We start from the raw sequence: 20,593 nt of genomic DNA, 5'->3' as shown, positions 1-20,593 counted from the left end.
CCCGAAAGGCTGGCAGTCGCAGGGACAGACAAATGAAAACCACCAAGATCATCACATCGACCCTTTTTATCGCCGCGGTTTCCACCGCGCAGGCTTTTGCCCACGCCACCTTCGTTGACGGCTCGGCCGAACAGGAAAGCACTGTCGTCGCCGCTCTTCAGGTGCCGCACGGTTGCGAAGGCGGGCTTGCCACGACGGAAGTGCAGATCAAGCTGCCGGAGGGCTTCATTTCCGCCAAGCCGCAGCCGAAGGCCGGCTGGGAGCTGGAGGTCATCAAGGGCGATTACCGGAAGGCCTATAAAAATCACGGCAAGGAGATCAAAAGCGGGCCAGTCGAAATTCGCTGGAAGGGCGGCAATCTTCCGGACGAATTCTACGATACCTTTGCCGTGCAGGGGAAGGTTTCCGGCGTCGAGGTGGGGCAGGAACTACCCTTCAAGGTGACACAGCTTTGCGGCGACAAGGGCAAGGTTTCCTGGGATGAAGTGGCTGCAGCTGGTGTCGATCCCCACTCGCTGAAAAATCCGGCGCCGACCATCAAGGTCACCGCCAAAGCCCATGCGGGCGGCCACGATCACGCGGGTATGAGCATGGATATGGATGTCGTGAAGGCTGGCAATCTCGAAGTGTCTGGCGGCGCGACGAAGGCCATGTTGCCGGGCCAGCCCGTCGGTGGCGGTTATGTGACGATCAAGAATGGCGGCGATAGCGACGACAAGCTGATCGGAGTCGAATCGTCTGCCGCCGGACGCGCTGAAATCCATGAAATGGCCATGGTCAATGACGTGATGAAGATGCGCAAGCTGGATGAGGGCATCGTCATCCCCGCCGGTCAGACCGTGGAATTGAAACCCGGCGGCCTGCACATGATGTTCTTCGACGTGAAGAAGCCCTTTGCCGAAGGAGACAAAGTGCCGGTAACGCTGATCTTCGAAAAAGCCGGGAAGGTCGACGTCATACTGTCTGCGGGAGCTGCCAAGGGCGGCGGCGACCATCAACATAATTGACCAATGAAAAGCGGCTACCGGAACGCGTGACAGGTCCGGTAGCCGCAAGATTTCTCATTTGTCCGGTCTATTGTTTCGGCGCCGCGGCGGAAAACGGATGACGCTCGCTTTTGGTGATTTCCGGAAGCCGGGTGTAGATATCTAGAAACTCAACCTGACACCAAGCTGAATGCCACTCCCGCAACGACAGGGTTGAAATCTAACAAGCGACATCAGGATGTCTGTCTATCATCCTGATTCAAAAGAATATCATCTGCTTTTTGGGGGAGGTTGTTTTCCTCGTATGCCTCCACGGCCTGCTCAAGCGTCGCCTGCGGTTCCTGATGCTGGCTGGCGACGGTCAGGAAATAGAGGGTGAGGGCTGGTGGCTTGATCACAGTCATCATGCCGCGAAGCTGGAAGTCGTCGCTGTTCTCGGCCTTGCGCGCGAGTTCGTGAATGGCCTCTTCGACCTCGCTCCGGCGCGGCACGCGCTGTGACGGTTTTACAGCCTCCAGCGCATAGGCTGCCGTGTTCGCAGAAACGGAAAGAACCTGTGTCATCCAACCTCCGGCCATCGTTGCCGACCTTCAAAAACCGCAGGTTAGCATCTGCGTGTTGTTGGAAGGCTAAATCGCGGAGGCGCAATTTAATCGTATTTTAACAGCTGGCAGTGCCCGGCCAAGGGTTTCGCAGGCGGTTTACGTGGTCTAGAAATCTAAGCGGACCGTGAGGTCCGGCCGTTCCCTCCGGAGATAAATGCATGATCAATATAGTCCTCGTCGCAGCGGGCGGCGCAATCGGTTCCGTCTTCCGTTATCTGGTCGGCGTCTGGAGCGTCCGGCTGGCGGGGGTGAATTTCCCCTGGGGAACGCTTACGGTCAACGTGGTGGGTTCTTTTCTGATCGGTCTCCTGGTGGAGCTCGTGGCGCGACGTCTGAATGCCTCGATGGAAATGCGTCTTTTTCTCGTGACCGGCGTGCTCGGCGGTTTCACGACGTTTTCATCTTTTTCGCTCGATGCTGTCTCGCTTTTTGAACGCGGCGCGCTCGGCCTTTCTGCCGTTTACGTTCTTGCGAGCCTTTCGGTTTCCATCGCTGCGGTTTTCGCCGGGCTGGCCTTGGGCCGCAACTTGTTCTAAAGGCTTGATCCAAACGGCGCGCCGAAGAAACGGCTGCGCGATCAGGACAGAGAGACTGGAAAATTTATGGCAGGTATCGAGCATATCAAGGTCGAGGCCGACGAGGCCGGTATGCGCCTCGATCGCTGGTTCAAGATTCACTATCCGGGGCTTGGGTTCGGGCAGTTGCAGAAGCTGCTGCGATCCGGCCAGGTGCGTGTGGATGGCGGCCGGGTGAAGACGGACGCGCGGGTGCAGCCGGGACAGATGGTGCGCGTGCCGCCGGTCGATTCCGATATGAAGACCAAGAGCGGTCCGATCGGCTCGAAGGACCTCAAACATTCCGCCGATGGCGAGCTGTTGGCACGAATGCTGCTGCATGAAGACGACAAGGTGTTCGTTTTCAATAAGCCTGCTGGCATCGCCGTTCAGGGCGGTTCGGGGGTGACCCGGCACATTGACGGCTTGCTGGAAGCCTGGACCAACCAGAAGGGCGAAAAGCCGCGTCTCGTGCACCGGCTGGATCGTGATACGTCGGGTGTGCTGGTGGTTGCCCGTACCAGAGGTGCCGCGCAAAAACTGACCGCCGCCTTCCGCGAACGCGACACCAAGAAAACCTATTGGGCGCTCGTCAAAGGCGTGCCGCGGAAGCACCAGGACAAGATTTCCACCTGGCTGGTCAAGGAACAGACGATCGACGGAGACCGCATGCGCATCGCCAAGCATGGCGAGGAGGGCGCCGATCACGCCGTGTCCTATTACCGCGTCATCGATACCGCCGCGCAGAACCTCGCCTGGCTGGAAATGGAGCCCTATACCGGCCGCACCCATCAGCTTCGCGTGCACGCGCTGCATATGGGGCACCCGATCATCGGCGATCCCAAATATTACATCGACGATCCAAACTGGGATTTTCCCGGCGGCATCCAGAAGCGCCTGCATCTGCATGCGCGCCATATCGACATTCCGCATCCGAATGGCGGCCGGCTTCGGGTCAGCGCACCCCTGCCGCCACATATGGTACAGACCTGGAACCTGCTCGGTCTCGACGTGGCCGATGGCGATAGGGAAGACTGACGGCAGATGAAACTGGTTCTTTTCGATTGCGACGGAACGCTGGTGGACAGCGCGGGCCTGATCCATGCGGTCATGGCCGATACGTTCGCCGATTTTGGCAAGCCGCGCCCCGATATCTCCGAAACCAAGGCGATCATCGGTCTGACGCTGGATATCGCCATCGCCCGCATGCTCGGCAAGGCGCATGTGGATGACGAGGTTCAGGCGATGACCCAGCGTTATAAGGAAATCTACCATCCGATCCGTGCACGTCCGGGGATGATCGAGCCGCTTTTCGAGGGCATCGCCCCGCTGATCGACACCCTTTCAAGGCGAGATGACGTGCTGATCGGTGCGGTGACGGGCAAGGGGAGGCGCGGGCTGACCCACATTCTCGAAACCCATGGATTTGCCAGGCACTTCATTGTCTCGCGCACGGCGGATGATTGCCCTTCCAAGCCGCATCCGGCCATGGTGAGGGAATGCTGCCATGAAACCGGCATGGTTCCGGCCGATACTGTCGTTATCGGCGACGCGGTCTATGATATGCAGATGGCAAAAGCTGCGGGCGCAAAAGCGATCGGCGTCGCCTGGGGTTATGCGTCCGTCGACGAACTCTGGACGGCGGGCGCCGATGCGGTCGTCAGCCACCCGCGTGAAATCCCGGTCTATGTTCCGACCGATAATCCTTAATTATCCTTTCTACCGACCGATGAGGATGTGCCATGCGTGATCTCCTGAACGACCTTTCGGAAGGCCTGAGCCACCCCGATCCGATCTTGCGCGCGCAGATCCAGATGCAGAAACCGCTGCCCAAGCGGTTCTACAAGGATGTGACGGTCGGCGAGGCGGCGGAGGAAGGCTTCACCATCCTTCTCGACGGTAAGCCGTTGCGCACCCCCGCCAAGAAGCCGTTGGTCGTGCCGTCGAGGTCGCTCGCGGAATTGCTTCGCGATGAATGGGACGCCCAGACCGAGGTCGTCAATCCGGTTGTCATGCCGGTGTCGCGCCACGTGAACACGGCCATCGACGGCGTCGCCATTGATACGCAGGCGGTTTTCGAGGATATATTGCGGTTTTCCTCCTCCGATCTCCTCTGCTACCGCGCTGGTGAACCGGAAGCGTTGGTCGCGCGCCAGACGGACCATTGGGATCCCGTGCTCGACTGGGCGGCCAATGTACTTGGCGCGCGCTTCATTCTGGTGGAGGGCGTCATGCATCGCGACCAGCCGCGGGAGGCCATCGCCGCCTTTGCAGTGACGCTGAAAAAATACGATACATCGATCGCGCTCGCGGCACTCCATACCATGACGTCGCTGACAGGGTCTGCCATTCTGGCGCTGGCGCTGGCGGAAGGAGAGCTGAGGCTTGAGGAAGCCTGGGCGCTTGCCCATCTGGATGAAGACTGGACTGCGGAACAATGGGGTGAGGATGAGGAGGCGCTGGAGCGCCGGGCCGTCCGTCTCATCGACATGCGTGCCGCGGTCAATGTTCTGGAGTCTCTGACGAGCGCATCTTAACGCTTTTCTAACCCTGATCGACGATCATCAGGCTACCTCACGTAAGGGGAGCCACAGATCATGACAACCATGCTGAAACGCCTTGGCATCATTGTGCTGGCGTGTTTCATGCTCATGTCTTTCAGGCTTGAACCGGAAGCGACCAGTGCGGATCGGCTGCTTTACGACGTGCGCGGCGCGTTTGTTGCAGCACGACCGGATGTGGCGCCGGCGCTGATGCAGTCCATTCATGCGCAGGTTCAGAATGCGATTAAGACCACAGCACGGGGAGAGACCCGACCGCGCGTGGTGCTGACCATCCGCCTTGCATCCGTCACACGCGGTCCCTTCCTTTTCGGTGAAAAGGCCTCCGCCAAGGTCATCGTGCGGGCCGCCGCCGTGGCCACGGGCGAGGTGATCGCCGAAGCCAAATTCACCGCCACCGTCGTAAGCTTCGATGACGAGGCTTTAGAACAGGAGCTTGCTTATGGCGTTGCCGAGCGGGTGATCCGCGAATTCAGATTGAACCGGCCGGGTCCGACCACGCTGGCGACGGCGCTGTTTCCATAGATTGGACCAAAGGCGTGAGCGGGACTGCGGCAGTCATCCGCGCGCCATCGCCGGAAACCATCTTCTGCTTTGACAAAGTGCGTCTCGATATTGACATACGTCACGTATCTCAATTGACATGCGTCGTGTAGGTTACTATCTCACATACGCAACGTATGTGAATTGGGCGTCCGGAGTTCTTCTTCCGACGCCACTCAGCCAAAAAGAGAGATGCAAGATGAGCAAACGCGAGGCAATTTTTCCCGCAGACAGGCACGCGCTTTACGAACAGCACGGTTACTCCGCGGCAATTCGGTCGGGTGACCTTCTTTTCGTTTCCGGTCAGGTCGGCAGCCGTGCCGACGGAACGCCCGAACCCGACTTTGAGCGTCAGGTTCGGCTTGCTTTCGAAAATCTCGCGGCCACGCTCAAGGCCGCGGGATGCACGTTCGACGACATTGTCGACGTGACGACGTTCCATACCGACCCGCAGAACCAGTTCGGAACGATCATGGCCGTTAAGCAGGAGATTTTCAGCAAACAGCCTTATCCGAACTGGACCGCCGTCGGCGTCAACTGGCTTGCGGGCTTCGATTTCGAGATCAAGGTGATCGCCCGCATCCCGTAAGGTGCGGTCGGCCTAAAGGGGCGGCGTTCGCAGGCGCCGCCCGCTTTGTATTCGCGGCTTATCCGAGCCGTTCGGCATGCCATTTCAGATGATCGTCCATGAAGGTGGAGATGAAATAATAGGAGTGATCGTAGCGGTCGTGCAGGCGCAGCGTCAGGCCGATATCCGTGCCTCTGATTGCCTCTTCGAACAGCCATGGCCGCAGGCCCTTTTCCAGGAAACTATCGGCCTTGCCCTGATCGATCAGGAATTCGGGAAAACGCGCACCGTCCTCCACCAGTGAGCAGGCGTCGTATTGACGCCATGCCGCCCGGTCCGGTCCCAGATATTTTTCCAGCGCCGGTTCCGACCAGTCAGCGGAAGAGGGAGCCACGATCGGCGCGAAAGCGGAGCAGCTTTTGAACCGTTCGGGGTTTTTCAGGGCGATGGTCATCGCGCCGTGGCCGCCCATGGAGTGGCCGAAAATGCCCTGACGGCTCATATCGGCGCGGAAATGCTGGCCTACCAGTGCAGGCAACTCCTCCGTCACGTAGCTGTACATCCGGTAGTGCTCCGACCAAGGTTCCTCGGTCGCGTCGATGTAAAATCCCGCGCCTTTGCCCATCTGCCAGTTGGTCAGTTCATCCGGTACGTCATTGCCGCGCGGACTGGTGTCGGGGCACACGACGATAAGACCAAGTTCGGAAGCCATGCGGCGATATTCGCCCTTCTCCATGACATTGGCGTGGGTGCAGGTGAGGCCGGAGAGATACCACAGGACGGGGCATGGCTCGTGGATTGCCTTCGGCGGTACGTAAACCGCAAAGGTCATCTCGCATTTCAGGGTCTCGGATACATGGGAAAATACGCCCTGCATGCCACCAAAGGCCGTATTTTGCGAAATAATGTTCATGAAGCCATTCCTTTGAAAAAATCCCGGTTCAACCGGCAAGCGAGACTGCGGCATTGACGGCTGCCGCTACCAGAACCGTGTTGAAGAAGAAAGAGACGATGGAGTGCAGCAACGTGACCTTGCGCATGGCGGTCGTGGTCACACCCACGTCCGAGGTCTGCGCCGTCATGCCGATCACCACGGCGAAATAGAGAAAGTCGTAACCGCAGGGCTCTTTGGTCGCGGGGAAGTCCATGCCGCCGCGATGCTGGCGCTTGCCGTCGACCGTGTGCGGACGCCAGTAAAGATGCGCGTAGTGCAGGGCCGTCATGGTGTGGATGGTCAACCAGCCGAAAATCACCGAGGCGAAAGCGATGACCAGCGTCCAGACGGTTTCACCGGTATGGTTTAGCGCCTGAAAAAGGGACGCCACGGCGACGGTCACTGCCAGCAGCGTCACGGCGATGATGGCAATTGCGGGGAGATCGTCGCTGTCGGCATGGGCTTTCAGATGCTGCGCCGTCAATTTGGAAAGACGAAAGGCAACCAGCGTCAGATAGGTCAGGAAGAAAGAAACTGCCGCGATTTCTATTGCCACGGAAGGCGCGAGAGCCAATGCAATACCGAGGCCGGAAGCCCCGACAAGAACGGCGATGAAAAAAGGTTGATGGCGGCGATAGGTATTGCTGTTGGAGCTGGCCGGGGTCATGGGTTGGGCCTTTCTGCTTGCGGCATCACTTTTTGACACGGCGGCAGAAACGGTCAAGGGTCTCCAGAAAAGCGGATCGATCGCGTGGCGAAAAAGCGGCATTATAGCCCTTGCTTTCACCGGTTTCGCGCAGATGTGCACCAAGGTCTCGCATCGCCGTTGCCATGCCGATATTCGACTGGTCGAAAACGCGGCCCGTCGGACCCGTCACCAGTGCGCCTTTGGCGACACAGCGTCCGGCCAGCGGCACATCGGCGGTAACGACGATATCGTTCTCGCCGGCATGATCGGCAATCCAGTCGTCCGCCGCGTCGAAACCGGCGGAAACAATGACATTTCTGACCATGGGGTCGCGGGACGGGCGCAGACCGGAATTGGCAACAAAGGTTACCTCCAGCCCATGCCGCTCCGCGACCCTGAGGATTTCCGGCTTCACTGGACAGGCATCGGCATCGACGTAAATTTGCGGATTTTGCTGCATGGACACTCTTTTGGATCGTTCTGCCACGCTTCTAAGCGCAAATGCTGCGATTACCAAGCCCGCGATTGGTAAATTGCGGGCGAGGCAAGGGCAGGGCGTGGCGCTTGCGAAGGATCCGGAAATGAATTATGTTCCCTTTATGTTCTTTCCCAAGAGGGTTCCATGCTGGAAGAGTTCATAGTGAGGGCCAAGTCCGCCACATATGTTGGCGGGGGCAACAAATCCGCCACGCCCACTCGCACGGGATCGCATGATCTTGGCTATCGCGACGGAGACTGGCACTATATCGACAGCTATTTCGGCGGAACCGATTTCATCGGTCAAGAGGTCGTCTGGCACCGGGGGACAGCCATGTGGGCGATGAACTATCACGGCCGCATCCTACGGCCCGATATGATCGACGCCACAACGGCCGGCATGGTCATTCAACGTTCGCTTTCCACGCTCTATCGGGAAGGGCGGTTTCTGGGCGGCTTCACGCACCCGGTGGAGAATTTGGTCTATGTCGACACGAATGCAGGCGAATTCCAGTCGTTCACCGGCGTCGAGCGCATTTATCTCGGACATTTCGAGGCGTACCGGCTCGACTATCATGGCGGGATCATAAAGCCATGAAAATTGCGATGATGGGGCGATGATGTTTCGCCGCCCCATCAGGCTTCAAATTAGCCCGGCTGCTTCGTCTTGCGCAGATAGGGAAGAACCGTGTCATAGGAACCAAAACGCGCAATCGCATCCTCATTGGAGACGGCGGCGGTAATGATGACGTCTTCGCCTTGCTTCCAGTTGGCTGGCGTCGCCACCTGGTGTTTCGAGGTCAGCTGGATGGAATCGATGGCGCGGAGAATCTCCTCGAAGTTGCGGCCGGTGGTCATGGGGTAGGTGAGGACCAGCTTGATCTTCTTGTCAGGACCGATGACGAAGACCGAGCGTACGGTGGCGTTATCGGCCGGTGTGCGGCCTTCCGAGCTGTCGCCGGCGCCGGCCGGCAGCATGTCGTAAAGCTTCGCGACCTTCAGGTCCTTGTCGCCGATCAGTGGATAATCGACATTGAAGCCAGTGGCGGTGCGGATGTCGTTCTTCCATTTTTCATGGCTTTCGACGGGATCGACCGAGATACCGATGATCTTCACACCGCGCTTTTCGAATTCCGGCTGCAGGCCGCCCATGGCGCCGAGTTCGGTGGTGCAGACCGGCGTAAAATTCTTCGGATGCGAAAACAGGACCGCCCAGCCGTCGCCGATCCAGTCGTGAAAGCTTATCGGACCATGGGTGGTCTCGGCGGTGAAGTCGGGCGCTATATCGTTGATACGCAGGCTCATCTGGTGCTTTCTCCCTAATCATTTGAACTGAAAACTGATGGTGCGGCAATCCGTCTCCAGCGCAGGAGCTTAGAGTTTTTGCGTGAAATGGCCAGCCCTTTAGGGTGTGCCGACAACACGATGCGTTGTTTTCGCTCATTCCGGCGCCTATTGTGACACCACGCCGGGCGACAGAATTGCGGGGGCAATTTTGCATGGGGGAGTGATGGAGAACAGCAATGACAATCACCATTACCGCCTTTGAACGCTCGCCCGATGGCGGCAAGGGTCTTGCCCGCGACATGCGTGTCCGCTGGGCACTGGAGGAAGTGGGGCAACCGTACGAGGTTCGCCTTCTTTCCTTCAAGGCGATGCGGGAGCAAGGGCATCTTGCACTTCAGCCCTTCGGGCAGATCCCGACCTATGAGGAGGGCGATCTCGTCCTGTTCGAATCCGGTGCGATAATATTCCACATAGCCGAGCGCCACGCCGGCCTGTTGCCGCGGGAAGCGAACGCGCGGGCGCGCGCGATCATGTGGATGTTTGCGGCGCTCAGCACCGTGGAACCGCCGATAGTCGAGCATTTTGTCGCCGGTTTTGTCGAAAGGGACAAGAGCTGGCATCGTGAACGCCTGGAGATCGTCGATGGACGTATTCGCAAGCGACTTGGCGAACTGTCCCAGCGACTGGGTGAGGGCGAGTGGCTCGACGGCGCGTTCAGCGCCGGCGACCTGTTGATGATATCGGTGCTGCAACGGATAAAAAGCTCTGGCATTCTCGATGAATATGCGAAGCTTGCAGCTTATGTGCGAGAGGCGAGGCGCGTCCCGCCTACCGACGCGCATTTGCCGATCAGCTGGCGGTTTTCAAAGCCGCATCGAACTGATTGATGCGCATCGCGAGGGCCCGAACTTCAGGCCCTCGCTGTGCGCTAGCACTCCGCCGTGACAGATTTCCACAAACATGCCGGATCGAGGCCATCGCACCGCTCGATCACGATCCGCGTGCCGTTTTTCACCTGGCGTCGCCATGGATCGGAGGCGTCGCCGTGCGTGCGAATCCGGCCGCCGCGTTGAAGCCTTTGTAGAAGCGACCGCGAGAGCCCGAACTCAGACGCCAGCAGGCGGTCGAGGCGTATACCGGTCTGGAACGGAACGATGAGATCAATTTCCGCCACGGCCCAATCGGGAGGTTCATCCCGTATCTGTTTCACGATATCGAATTCGGGAAACTCGTCGACGCGCGGCGATCTGCGTCTCAACGCCTCGAGATTGAACGTTTCCAACCTTATCCATTGCGGGTCATTGTTCTGCAGCGCCTCGAGAACAGAGGGGCTGATGTCGCGAATAGTCCGCCGCTCAAAGATCGGCCGGTTCCAGCTCCTGTCGCATATCCGGCATCTGTATATGAGCCAGGCATCCAGCTTGCGGCCATTGGCATTGAGGCGGATCTTGCCGCTCGGCTGAAATGGCCTCGCTTCTCCGCATCCGCTGCAGGCAATCCAGGGCTGCGGCGCGGTTCTGGGTGTAACGGTCCACTGGACCCGAAATATATTGCACATAGTCGGTTGGTCTTCCATTCGGAAGTCCACCAAGATGGTGCAGGAGAAAACCCATGCGGGAACGGCGTGGCGGTGTTCTGGAGTGGTGAAGAGCTGAAACAGCATAGCTGCGCAGGGCACATTGTAACGATGCCAGACCGGTCTCTTGCCACCACCCGATGAACATGATCATGCGGCGACAGCCGGTGGCTATCCGCACAGGGTGAAACTGGATTGAGACCGGTATTTACTTAGGCAAAGTCTACCTCGATGCGCCAATGCTCTTCTCTAGGAGCAATAACAGATAAACGGCGGCAGATGGAGTCCCTCATAGAAAAGACGACCAAGTTCTTATCTTTGAAAGATTTATAATAAATACAATGGCTTGTCTGCTAATATTAAACTCATACAAGAATTGCATTTTACGGGGAGAGGGGAAGGTCTGGCTCAAGCCCAATCTGGACATCGACAGACAGCTGTGCGCATCGTGGATCATGTCACTGATGCAAGACCTCGAGAAAATTCTGGACACTGTCCTGCCAGTCGATCCCAGCTTTCGGCGCATCGAACCGGCGATGATAGATCGCTGCATTTATGATACCCGACGATACGCTTTGGAGGGCTCCAAAGAGGCCTTTCTGTTTTCCGCGATGCGCCTGCTTGCGCTTCCCGACAACGGACACACACGGTTGATCCCGAACGATTCCATTTCGGTGCTCCCGCTGAGGTTTGTAAGCGTTGGAACGGCGGTGCAGTTAACTGACACGGCACTGGAAACAACTGTGCCAAGAGGGGAGCTGATAGCAGTCAACGGCACACCCCTTAGCCAGATTGAAGCCGCCGCAGGGAAATTTCTGGCGGGAACGCGCCAGCGGAAACGGGTGATCGGACCGATTCTCCTCGCATGGCCATATGCATTGGCCCATCTCGGGTTTTCTTCAAAAGAGAGTAGCACTGAATATCGCCTGAAAGGCCAGAATGGGCAGATCACCGACCTGAAAGTGGAGAACCGGCTTACCGTTCCGGCATCGATGCTCTACCCGAGAAACGAGCATGGCAAGGCTGACCCGGCCTGGAAACCTCGGACATTTGTGGAGATTGAGGACCGGCAGGAGTTTGGGCTTTCAATATTATTGCCGAGTTTCTTCGACCCAAGCGAAAGTGCGCTGCCGAAAGCCATCTCCGCTGCGGCGGAGCGCGTGAGAACCTGCGGGAACAACAAACTCTTGATTGATGTTCGCGGAAACACCGGTGGCGATTTTCTTCAAACTATGCCCTTGATCGACGCCATCTCCGAAAACGCAGGCAGGCAGGTTGTTGTGCTTGTCGATAAGTTTACGTTTTCTGCAGCGATAGTATTTGTGGCCATTCTTAAACATCGTCTGGGACGTAGGCTCAAGCTCGTCGGGGAAGAAATGGGCGACGGCTTGACGTTTTTTTGCCGAGGGAGGGTTGCTCGATTTGCCGACCAGTGGAGCGGTCGTTCGATACTCATCAGCCTTTCACGACTGGGAGAACGGAACCAGCGACGAAACCACACCGGCTGAGATCGCACAGCAAATGGTTCCTGCAGGAAAACTGCATCTCGATTTGGAATGGATCGAAGGGCCTGCCGCTGAGGTTTCACAAGAAGCGTTCCATCAGCGAGTTTTAAAGGTTCTGTGTGATTAGACGAGGGGCCATTTATGCCAGCGAGCGATCTGGCTTCTCTCATCCATGCCGATATTGGGACAGGCGTGTTTCACTGAATGTGCCTTGCAGGACAACCCATAGGAACATTTGCAGGTTGACGTCATTCCCGAACCCGCCAGCACGCATACAATGTGGCAGCAGAGTTGAATTGTCGCGGATTGCGCAAAGTTAAAATGTCATCTGTCGCTCTACCGGCCGGTTAGAAATGCGACACTGACCGCCTCCTTGCTCTGACGGTCAGCCCCCGACCGGACCGGCTGGGCCGGGTTGCAAGGGTAGGGAGGGGGCGGGTGATAACGCTCCCTTTTGGCTTTAGCTTCCTTCGATCGTCACCCCAGAGGGAGACAATAGAGGAAGTAACCACGCTGCCGTATAAGGCATAGACTTGCGCGATCTTTTTGACAAACCGTGCTTTTCTATCTGAGAACTCGCACCGCCATTTAACGGTCCACGACCGCTCGGAACGTGATCTCAACGAGCTGTTGGGGAAAGGCGAGGCGCGTCACACCAATGATGTTGCTAGCCAGCTGAGGGAGTTCGGAACCGTAGACTTTTTTCCGGATTTCAGAGGCGGGGCCGAAGGCTGCATCGACGTCCAGTACGTAAAGTGTCTCTTCAACGACGTCATCGAAAGTTGCGCCGAATTGTTGTAGGAGGACGCGGGCATTCTCATAAGTTTGGCGAATCTGAGCTTCCATGGTGTCGAACGAAACTGGCTTTCCAGTGGCATCGATTTCGGCAGGTGCGACCAAATTCCCTTGGCTATCGTGGCTCAGCTGACCGGAAACATAGATCGTATCCTTAACCTTGACCGCTTGTGCGTAGCCAAATGCTTTTTCCCAGGCAACACCGTGGTTTGCAGATTCAACGCGTGGTGTGTTTGCTTTGTTCGTCATCGTTGGCTCCTTCGAGAAATGTTTAGAACCCGAAACTGAACGAGTTTGACCGTCTCGTAAATTGCAATAAATCTGACGAGTGTATTGCGTTTGACGCAATGAACGGAGCCGTCTTTGTTGACCACACGATATGGTGGGCGATGCGCTATTCCTGCGGATTGCTCGTCCGGCCACATATGATGGTCTCTCCAACAATCTTGATTACGACGTCTTATGACAGCAATGGGCCAGCTGCAGTCGTCCGCTTTTGGCCGGAAGTGGATCATTCAGCCGCATCTATTTGAGCAAGAGCCTTTTGCCGTCTCGCAATGACGTCCGGATCATTCATGAAATCCGTGCGCGGACCGGGTTTGCGGCCTCTCGGCTTGTAGCCGATCTTCTCACTGTTGGTCTTTGGCGCAGGTGCGTGGTCTCGATCTTGCTGCTCTTTGATATAGGCCAGCACTTCGCCGAGACGCTTGTTCTCGACCACAGCCGCATGGGTCACGCGCTGGTCCTTATCGAATATCTTGTAAGGCAACGAGTGACCTTTCCATCGAATATCCAGTCGACCATCAGCGTAAGCGTATGTCTCGACATACTTTCCAACTAGGCCGCGCGTGACGTCGTTCTCCTCAAGCATGATGCGTTTGCGCTCATAGGAGAATGAAAGCTGTGCGCCGACGTGTCTTTGCTCGCGTTTGCAAAGCACGTCATTCAGCCTGCTTGGCGCCAGATTGACAGGCCGATGGAGGTTGTCGGGGCGGGTAGGGGTCACCGCAAAGCGGTCATTGTATCGCTCGATGAAGGCTGGCAGAAACGCATTGCCGGTCTCCATGTCACTGATATTGGCAAGCCTCAATTCCTTGACCAGCCGATCCTGCAATGTCCTGTTCATACGCTCGACGCGTCCCTTGGCCTGGCTGGAATTGGCACAAAGGATCTCGATGTGCAGCTCCGATAGCGCGCGACCAAACTGCGTCATGCCTTGCCCGCCCTTGGCGTCTTTCTTTGCCACCCGAAAGACCGAATGCTTGTCGGAATAGAAGGCAATCGGTGCGCCATGCTCTTTGAGGTAAAGCGCCAATGCCTCGAAGTAGGTAAAGGCGCTCTCAGATCGAACAAACCGAAGCTGCATCAGCTTACCGGTAGCGTCGTCAACGAATACCAGTAGAGAGCAGGCCGGACCACGATCCTCGAACCAGCGATGCTCCGACCCGTCGATCTGCACCAACTCGCCATAGGCCTCACGCCGCAACCGCGGCTGATGAAACGTTCGCCGCTGCTTTCTCGAAAGCCATATGCCGGCATCCTGCATCCATTTGCGCAGCGTCTCACGCGAGACTGTGACGCCATGCTCTTCCTGAAGCTTCTCGGCCGCGAACGTAGGTCCGAAATCAAGGTAGCGTTCACGCACCAGCATCAAAACGTAATCACGGACGCCGCTGGCAATTTTATTGTTGGACGGTCGACCGATCGCTTTATGTCTGATCGAGCCAGCGCCGGTATGCTCAATTCGATCGACCAACCTTTGGACGTGGCGCGTGCTGATCGCCAGTACATGGGCTGCTGCAACAATGCTCATGCGGCCATCCACGACTTTGGACAGCACCTCGATTCTTTGCAGGTCGCGCTCGCTCATCGTAATCAATCCCATCCGCAATCTCCCAGATGCCAATCAGACCTGGGGAGTGTGACATTCCAACTTTGCAGAAACAGGACACTTTAACTTTGCGGTGGAGAATCTAACCGAAGTGCATCATGCCTGTTTTTGAGGGTAGGGGATCAGGTCTCTCCTTGCAAATGTTCCATGAACGCTTCGGTTGGCGTCTTGTAGCCTAGGCACTTTCTGGGTTGGTTGTTGAGTATGCGTGTGATCTGGTTCAGCATCGCTTGTGACATCTGGCTGAGGTCCGTGTTCGATGGCAAGAATCGGCGGATGCGCTTGTTAGCGTTTTCCACCGCACCTTTTTGCCAGGGCGCGCTTGGATCACAGAACCAGCTTCGTGCGCCGATCCCATCTTCCAAAGCCCGAAATGCTGCAAACTCTGTGCCGCGATCGAACGTAAAGCTCTGACGTGCGAAAGCGGGCAAGGAGGAGAAGGCACGCACGATCTTGTCCATGATCGGTCGCGAATGTCGGCTCGGGTTTTTGATTAACACCGTGTAGCGGCTCTTGCGCTCAACAAGTGACGTTACATTGGCATGCCCAAACGGACGCTCGAAGATGATGAGGTCACCCTCCCAGTGCCCAAACCGCGATCTGTTTCCAATAAAATCAGGCCTTTGCGAGATGCGATGGCTCGCCGGGAATACACCGTCGCGAGGCTTCCTTGAACCCAATGGGCGACGTTTGCGGCGCGCTTCCGGCAGGTATCTATAGAGGCCGAGTTCGTAATCTTCCTTGCTGTAGATGAACCGGTAGATCGTTTCGGCAGACACGCGAACGGGGCTTATTCTTTCCGACAGTAGACGTCCGGCGATCTGCTCTGGAGACCACCGAGCCTCCAGTTGACTGATAACTTCAGCACGAAGATCTGGATGGCGTCGTAGCTTTCGCAGACGCCGCCGACGTTCGCGAGTAATCTCATCAGCAATGGTCGGAAAGTAGCCGCTGTATTCAGGAAGTTCCTGATCGCGGAACGTGTTTCGACGGATCTCCCGATAGATCGTCGATCGGTGGCGTCCTAGCCGACGGGCCATTTCGTTGACAGCAAGTTTCTGCTCTACGAAGCGATGAAGAAGACGACGATCGGCGAGGGTCAGTTGCTGATAACATTCAGACATGCCAAAATCTCCAAGTGAAGCCATTGAAATTATTGGCATGTCGCACTTGGAAATAGAATGTACCCGGCTACATACAATGTGGCAGCAGAGTTGAATTGTCGCGGATTGCGCAAAGTTAAAATGTCATCTGTCGCTCTACCGGCCGGTTAGAAATGCGACACTGACCGCCTCCTTGCTCTGACGGTCAGCCCCCGACCGGACCGGCTGGGCCGGGTTGCAAGGGTAGGGAGGGGGCGGGTGATAACGCTCCCTTTTGGCTTTAGCTTCCTTCGATCGTCACCCCAGAGGGAGACAATAGAGGAAGTAACCACGCTGCCGTATAAGGCATAGACTTGCGCGATCTTTTTGACAAACCGTGCTTTTCTATCTGAGAACTCGCACCGCCATTTAACGGTCCACGACCGCTCGGAACGTGATCTCAACGAGCTGTTGGGGAAAGGCGAGGCGCGTCACACCAATGATGTTGCTAGCCAGCTGAGGGAGTTCGGAACCGTAGACTTTTTTCCGGATTTCAGAGGCGGGGCCGAAGGCTGCATCGACGTCCAGTACGTAAAGTGTCTCTTCAACGACGTCATCGAAAGTTGCGCCGAATTGTTGTAGGAGGACGCGGGCATTCTCATAAGTTTGGCGAATCTGAGCTTCCATGGTGTCGAACGAAACTGGCTTTCCAGTGGCATCGATTTCGGCAGGTGCGACCAAATTCCCTTGGCTATCGTGGCTCAGCTGACCGGAAACATAGATCGTATCCTTAACCTTGACCGCTTGTGCGTAGCCAAATGCTTTTTCCCAGGCAACACCGTGGTTTGCAGATTCAACGCGTGGTGTGTTTGCTTTGTTCGTCATCGTTGGCTCCTTCGAGAAATGTTTAGAACCCGAAACTGAACGAGTTTGACCGTCTCGTAAATTGCAATAAATCTGACGAGTGTATTGCGTTTGACGCAATGAACGGAGCCGTCTTTGTTGACCACACGATATGGTGGGCGATGCGCTATTCCTGCGGATTGCTCGTCCGGCCACATATGATGGTCTCTCCAACAATCTTGATTACGACGTCTTATGACAGCAATGGGCCAGCTGCAGTCGTCCGCTTTTGGCCGGAAGTGGATCATTCAGCCGCATCTATTTGAGCAAGAGCCTTTTGCCGTCTCGCAATGACGTCCGGATCATTCATGAAATCCGTGCGCGGACCGGGTTTGCGGCCTCTCGGCTTGTAGCCGATCTTCTCACTGTTGGTCTTTGGCGCAGGTGCGTGGTCTCGATCTTGCTGCTCTTTGATATAGGCCAGCACTTCGCCGAGACGCTTGTTCTCGACCACAGCCGCATGGGTCACGCGCTGGTCCTTATCGAATATCTTGTAAGGCAACGAGTGACCTTTCCATCGAATATCCAGTCGACCATCAGCGTAAGCGTATGTCTCGACATACTTTCCAACTAGGCCGCGCGTGACGTCGTTCTCCTCAAGCATGATGCGTTTGCGCTCATAGGAGAATGAAAGCTGTGCGCCGACGTGTCTTTGCTCGCGTTTGCAAAGCACGTCATTCAGCCTGCTTGGCGCCAGATTGACAGGCCGATGGAGGTTGTCGGGGCGGGTAGGGGTCACCGCAAAGCGGTCATTGTATCGCTCGATGAAGGCTGGCAGAAACGCATTGCCGGTCTCCATGTCACTGATATTGGCAAGCCTCAATTCCTTGACCAGCCGATCCTGCAATGTCCTGTTCATACGCTCGACGCGTCCCTTGGCCTGGCTGGAATTGGCACAAAGGATCTCGATGTGCAGCTCCGATAGCGCGCGACCAAACTGCGTCATGCCTTGCCCGCCCTTGGCGTCTTTCTTTGCCACCCGAAAGACCGAATGCTTGTCGGAATAGAAGGCAATCGGTGCGCCATGCTCTTTGAGGTAAAGCGCCAATGCCTCGAAGTAGGTAAAGGCGCTCTCAGATCGAACAAACCGAAGCTGCATCAGCTTACCGGTAGCGTCGTCAACGAATACCAGTAGAGAGCAGGCCGGACCACGATCCTCGAACCAGCGATGCTCCGACCCGTCGATCTGCACCAACTCGCCATAGGCCTCACGCCGCAACCGCGGCTGATGAAACGTTCGCCGCTGCTTTCTCGAAAGCCATATGCCGGCATCCTGCATCCATTTGCGCAGCGTCTCACGCGAGACTGTGACGCCATGCTCTTCCTGAAGCTTCTCGGCCGCGAACGTAGGTCCGAAATCAAGGTAGCGTTCACGCACCAGCATCAAAACGTAATCACGGACGCCGCTGGCAATTTTATTGTTGGACGGTCGACCGATCGCTTTATGTCTGATCGAGCCAGCGCCGGTATGCTCAATTCGATCGACCAACCTTTGGACGTGGCGCGTGCTGATCGCCAGTACATGGGCTGCTGCAACAATGCTCATGCGGCCATCCACGACTTTGGACAGCACCTCGATTCTTTGCAGGTCGCGCTCGCTCATCGTAATCAATCCCATCCGCAATCTCCCAGATGCCAATCAGACCTGGGGAGTGTGACATTCCAACTTTGCAGAAACAGGACACTTTAACTTTGCGGCTACATACAACAATCGCATAAGATAGATTATGGAACTTTTCGTGCTTAGTTACCGGGAAAACCGTAAGCTGTCAGATCGCAGCGCCGTCGCTGTCATAATTGAAAAGCGCCGCTTGTCGCATTGAAAGATCCATATCCAGGTCGATCATAATTCTCCTGATGCCTCTCGGCGTCGCAGATCGAGCTCTTCACTGTAGCGTCTCAGCGTGTGACTTTCGGTAAGCAGGCCAACGGGACGATTTTCGATCTTGTCGTTGACGACGACGAGTGCTTCGCTTTCCGCCGCGTCAAAGGCTGCCGCCGCTTGCCGTGCATTCATGGTCGGCAGCAATACGTCGTTCTTGTAGTGCAGATAGGTCTCGAGGCTGATCTTGCTTGGGTCGCGATCCATCGGATCGGCATAGATTTCCGGCACGAGAACGATCCCGGCATAACGCCCGTCATCGTGGGTCATGATGACCCGCTGCGTCGAACCGAGCGGGAACTTCTCCTTGAAGGCCGGAAGCCCCATGCTGACATTGGCCTTGCGGATGTCAGCGCGCATCATCTTGCCCACCGTCAGGTCGCGGATCCAGCCGATGTCATGGGCGCTGCGAATGCTCTCACCGCGCAGGTGAAAACGCCAGGTGGCGAAGGAGTAGCCGAAGGTGGTGCGCACCACCAGCGATGTGGTGATGACGGCGGCAAGCACGAGCGCCGTAATCTGGAAGTCGCCGGTCAGTTCCAGCGCCAGAAATGTCATTGTCAGCGGACCACCGATGATGGCGGCGGCAAAGGCGCTCATGCCGATCACGGCGTAGACGATCGGGGCCGTCGAGCCATAGCCGATATAGGGCGCGCAGAGTACGAAAATCTTGCCGAGCAGCGATCCCATGAACAGCGAGGCGAAAAACAGGCCGCCGCGGAAATTCGAACCTATCGAGATCGCGCTGGCCGCCGCCTTCAACAGGAACAATCCTGCAAGCCCGTAGATCGTCAGGTCGGCATCGATGTTGAGATGCAATGCTCCATGGCCGCTCGAGAGAACCTGCGGTGAAATCAACGCCAGCCCACCGACAACGATGCCACCAAGCGTAGGACGCAGCCAGCCAGGAATAGCGCTTTTGCGCGCCGTCTCCTCAATGAAGGACACCGCCTGCATGAGCACGATACCGATTGCCGCGCACACAACCCCAAGGAAAATAGCCGGCACGTAATCGGCGGGGGTCACGCGGCTGGCATCGACGATATCGATGGAAAGGCCATGGCCGCCAATCAGGCCGATAACGGTTGTCGCCACCAGCGCCGAAACGATCAGCGGGGCGAGCGTGACGACTGTATAGGTGCCGATGATGAGTTCGATGGCGTAAAATGCGCCAGTCAGAGGCGCGTTGAAGGCGGCCGCGATGGCGCCCGCGGCGCCGCAGCCAACGAGGATGCGCATGTCCCCTCGCCTCAGTTTCAGCTTGATGCCGATCTTCGATGCGACGCCGCTGGCAATCTGCGTGTAGCCCGCCTCAAGCCCGACAGATGCGCCAAAACCGTTGGAAACGATGTTCTGCACGCAGACAATGATGCTGTCCGTGAGCGACAGGCGGCCACCATGCAGCGCATTTGCCTCGATGGGGTCGACCATCGGCTTTTTGCGGGTTTTGGAGAGGATGAAGATGATCAACCCGAGCAGGACACCGCCCATGATCGGCCCCACCAGCACGATCTGTCCGGAAAGATCGCTGCTGCTCAGACGTTCGACGCCAAAGACGAGCACATGCAATGCCGTGCTCAAAGCGCCGATCAACGCCACAAGCAGGCCGGCTGCGATGCCGATGAGCACGGCAAGCGCGACGAGGCTGAGTTCGCCGCGTCGGAACATGGCGCGCAGGCGGCTGGCGCGCAGATTGTCGAAGAAGCTCGCCATACTCGGTGCACGGAAAGGCTTAGTCGACATGCTGTTCCTTTTC

21 protein-coding genes and 1 pseudogene are annotated in these 20,593 nt (G+C 57.0%); 10 read left to right on the top strand and 12 right to left on the bottom strand.

Going from position 1 to position 20,593, the window contains the following annotated elements:
• The first annotated feature begins 32 nt into the window (after positions 1 to 32).
• Complete coding sequence (locus QE453_RS16260) at positions 33 to 1,007, top strand: copper chaperone PCu(A)C (protein WP_112765806.1); 975 nt, start codon at positions 33 to 35, stop codon at positions 1,005 to 1,007.
• 212 nt (positions 1,008 to 1,219) lie between these two features.
• Here the strand turns inward: QE453_RS16260 and QE453_RS16255 are convergent, their stop codons facing one another.
• Positions 1,220 to 1,549: a hypothetical protein gene (locus tag QE453_RS16255; protein ID WP_022556168.1), complete on the bottom strand. Its 330-nt coding sequence runs from the start codon at positions 1,547 to 1,549 to the stop codon at positions 1,220 to 1,222.
• A gap of 200 nt (positions 1,550 to 1,749) precedes the next feature.
• Here QE453_RS16255 and crcB point away from each other — a divergent pair, with 200 nt between their 5' ends.
• The 6 genes from crcB (at position 1,750) to QE453_RS16225 (ending at position 5,838) form a co-directional block, all read left to right on the top strand.
• Positions 1,750 to 2,127: a fluoride efflux transporter CrcB gene (gene crcB / locus QE453_RS16250; RefSeq protein WP_006697447.1), complete on the top strand. Its 378-nt coding sequence runs from the start codon at positions 1,750 to 1,752 to the stop codon at positions 2,125 to 2,127.
• Between the two features lie 66 nt (positions 2,128 to 2,193).
• Positions 2,194 to 3,183 carry an RluA family pseudouridine synthase gene (locus QE453_RS16245; RefSeq protein ID WP_022556167.1) on the top strand — a complete coding sequence of 330 codons (990 nt, stop codon included), beginning with the start codon at positions 2,194 to 2,196 and terminating at the stop codon, positions 3,181 to 3,183.
• Positions 3,184 to 3,189: 6 nt separating this feature from the next.
• Positions 3,190 to 3,855 carry an HAD family hydrolase gene (locus tag QE453_RS16240; protein ID WP_112765804.1) on the top strand — a complete coding sequence of 222 codons (666 nt, stop codon included), beginning with the start codon at positions 3,190 to 3,192 and terminating at the stop codon, positions 3,853 to 3,855.
• Between the two features lie 32 nt (positions 3,856 to 3,887).
• A complete protein-coding gene (locus QE453_RS16235) occupies positions 3,888 to 4,682 on the top strand; it encodes an ATP12 family chaperone protein (protein WP_309777463.1) in 795 nt (264 codons plus the stop codon).
• 60 nt (positions 4,683 to 4,742) lie between these two features.
• Positions 4,743 to 5,231, top strand: a complete 489-nt coding sequence (locus QE453_RS16230; RefSeq protein WP_035208812.1) for a hypothetical protein — start codon at positions 4,743 to 4,745, stop codon at positions 5,229 to 5,231.
• Positions 5,232 to 5,448: 217 nt separating this feature from the next.
• Positions 5,449 to 5,838: a RidA family protein gene (locus QE453_RS16225; RefSeq protein WP_004441786.1), complete on the top strand. Its 390-nt coding sequence runs from the start codon at positions 5,449 to 5,451 to the stop codon at positions 5,836 to 5,838.
• 58 nt (positions 5,839 to 5,896) lie between these two features.
• Here QE453_RS16225 and fghA read toward each other — a convergent pair whose 3' ends face one another.
• The 3 genes from fghA to QE453_RS16210 are packed head-to-tail and all read right to left on the bottom strand — an operon-like array spanning position 5,897 to position 7,899.
• The gene (gene fghA / locus QE453_RS16220) at positions 5,897 to 6,730 is read right to left on the bottom strand and encodes an S-formylglutathione hydrolase (protein ID WP_309777462.1); all 834 of its coding nucleotides are present in this window, start codon (positions 6,728 to 6,730) and stop codon (positions 5,897 to 5,899) included.
• 28 nt (positions 6,731 to 6,758) lie between these two features.
• Positions 6,759 to 7,418, bottom strand: coding sequence for a DUF1345 domain-containing protein (locus QE453_RS16215; RefSeq protein ID WP_309777460.1), 660 nt, complete (start codon positions 7,416 to 7,418; stop codon positions 6,759 to 6,761).
• A 25-nt stretch (positions 7,419 to 7,443) separates the two neighbouring features.
• On the bottom strand, positions 7,444 to 7,899 hold the full coding sequence (locus QE453_RS16210) for a YaiI/YqxD family protein (RefSeq protein WP_004441780.1): 456 nt from the start codon (positions 7,897 to 7,899) through the stop codon (positions 7,444 to 7,446).
• A 162-nt stretch (positions 7,900 to 8,061) separates the two neighbouring features.
• Between QE453_RS16210 and QE453_RS16205 the strand changes: the two genes are divergently transcribed.
• On the top strand, positions 8,062 to 8,514 hold the full coding sequence (locus tag QE453_RS16205) for a DUF5680 domain-containing protein (RefSeq protein WP_113380611.1): 453 nt from the start codon (positions 8,062 to 8,064) through the stop codon (positions 8,512 to 8,514).
• A gap of 50 nt (positions 8,515 to 8,564) precedes the next feature.
• Here the strand turns inward: QE453_RS16205 and QE453_RS16200 are convergent, their stop codons facing one another.
• Positions 8,565 to 9,221, bottom strand: a complete 657-nt coding sequence (locus QE453_RS16200) for a peroxiredoxin (protein WP_037092776.1) — start codon at positions 9,219 to 9,221, stop codon at positions 8,565 to 8,567.
• A 218-nt stretch (positions 9,222 to 9,439) separates the two neighbouring features.
• Between QE453_RS16200 and QE453_RS16195 the strand changes: the two are divergent.
• Positions 9,440 to 10,086 (top strand): annotated as a pseudogene (locus QE453_RS16195) (glutathione S-transferase family protein).
• A 45-nt stretch (positions 10,087 to 10,131) separates the two neighbouring features.
• On the opposite strand, the gene QE453_RS16190 reads toward QE453_RS16195, so the two are convergent.
• A complete protein-coding gene (locus tag QE453_RS16190) occupies positions 10,132 to 10,761 on the bottom strand; it encodes a DUF1062 domain-containing protein (protein ID WP_404977900.1) in 630 nt (209 codons plus the stop codon).
• Positions 10,762 to 11,243: 482 nt separating this feature from the next.
• Here QE453_RS16190 and QE453_RS16185 point away from each other — a divergent pair, with 482 nt between their 5' ends.
• The gene (locus QE453_RS16185) at positions 11,244 to 12,287 is read left to right on the top strand and encodes a peptidase S41 (protein ID WP_309777456.1); all 1,044 of its coding nucleotides are present in this window, start codon (positions 11,244 to 11,246) and stop codon (positions 12,285 to 12,287) included.
• Positions 12,288 to 12,872: 585 nt separating this feature from the next.
• On the opposite strand, the gene QE453_RS16180 is transcribed toward QE453_RS16185, so the two are convergent.
• The 6 genes from QE453_RS16180 to QE453_RS16155 form a co-directional block, all read right to left on the bottom strand.
• Positions 12,873 to 13,328, bottom strand: coding sequence for a Rid family hydrolase (locus tag QE453_RS16180; RefSeq protein ID WP_112540347.1), 456 nt, complete (start codon positions 13,326 to 13,328; stop codon positions 12,873 to 12,875).
• A 262-nt stretch (positions 13,329 to 13,590) separates the two neighbouring features.
• Positions 13,591 to 14,964 (bottom strand): ISNCY family transposase, encoded by a 1,374-nt coding sequence (locus QE453_RS16175; RefSeq protein ID WP_182590814.1) that lies wholly within the window; start codon positions 14,962 to 14,964, stop codon positions 13,591 to 13,593.
• A gap of 128 nt (positions 14,965 to 15,092) precedes the next feature.
• A complete protein-coding gene (locus QE453_RS16170; RefSeq protein WP_309777454.1) occupies positions 15,093 to 16,094 on the bottom strand; it encodes an IS30 family transposase in 1,002 nt (333 codons plus the stop codon).
• 387 nt (positions 16,095 to 16,481) lie between these two features.
• On the bottom strand, positions 16,482 to 16,937 hold the full coding sequence (locus QE453_RS16165; RefSeq protein WP_112540347.1) for a Rid family hydrolase: 456 nt from the start codon (positions 16,935 to 16,937) through the stop codon (positions 16,482 to 16,484).
• Between the two features lie 262 nt (positions 16,938 to 17,199).
• Positions 17,200 to 18,573, bottom strand: coding sequence for an ISNCY family transposase (locus QE453_RS16160; protein WP_182590814.1), 1,374 nt, complete (start codon positions 18,571 to 18,573; stop codon positions 17,200 to 17,202).
• Positions 18,574 to 18,798: 225 nt separating this feature from the next.
• Complete coding sequence (locus tag QE453_RS16155; protein WP_309777449.1) at positions 18,799 to 20,580, bottom strand: chloride channel protein; 1,782 nt, start codon at positions 20,578 to 20,580, stop codon at positions 18,799 to 18,801.
• Between the last annotated feature and the right edge of the window lie 13 nt (positions 20,581 to 20,593).

The organism is Agrobacterium sp. SORGH_AS_0440, from assembly GCF_031453135.1.
GTDB lineage: Bacteria > Pseudomonadota > Alphaproteobacteria > Rhizobiales > Rhizobiaceae > Agrobacterium > Agrobacterium pusense.
The sequence above is the reverse complement of the archived record's forward strand: the minus strand, read 5'-3'. Positions and strand labels throughout refer to the sequence as shown.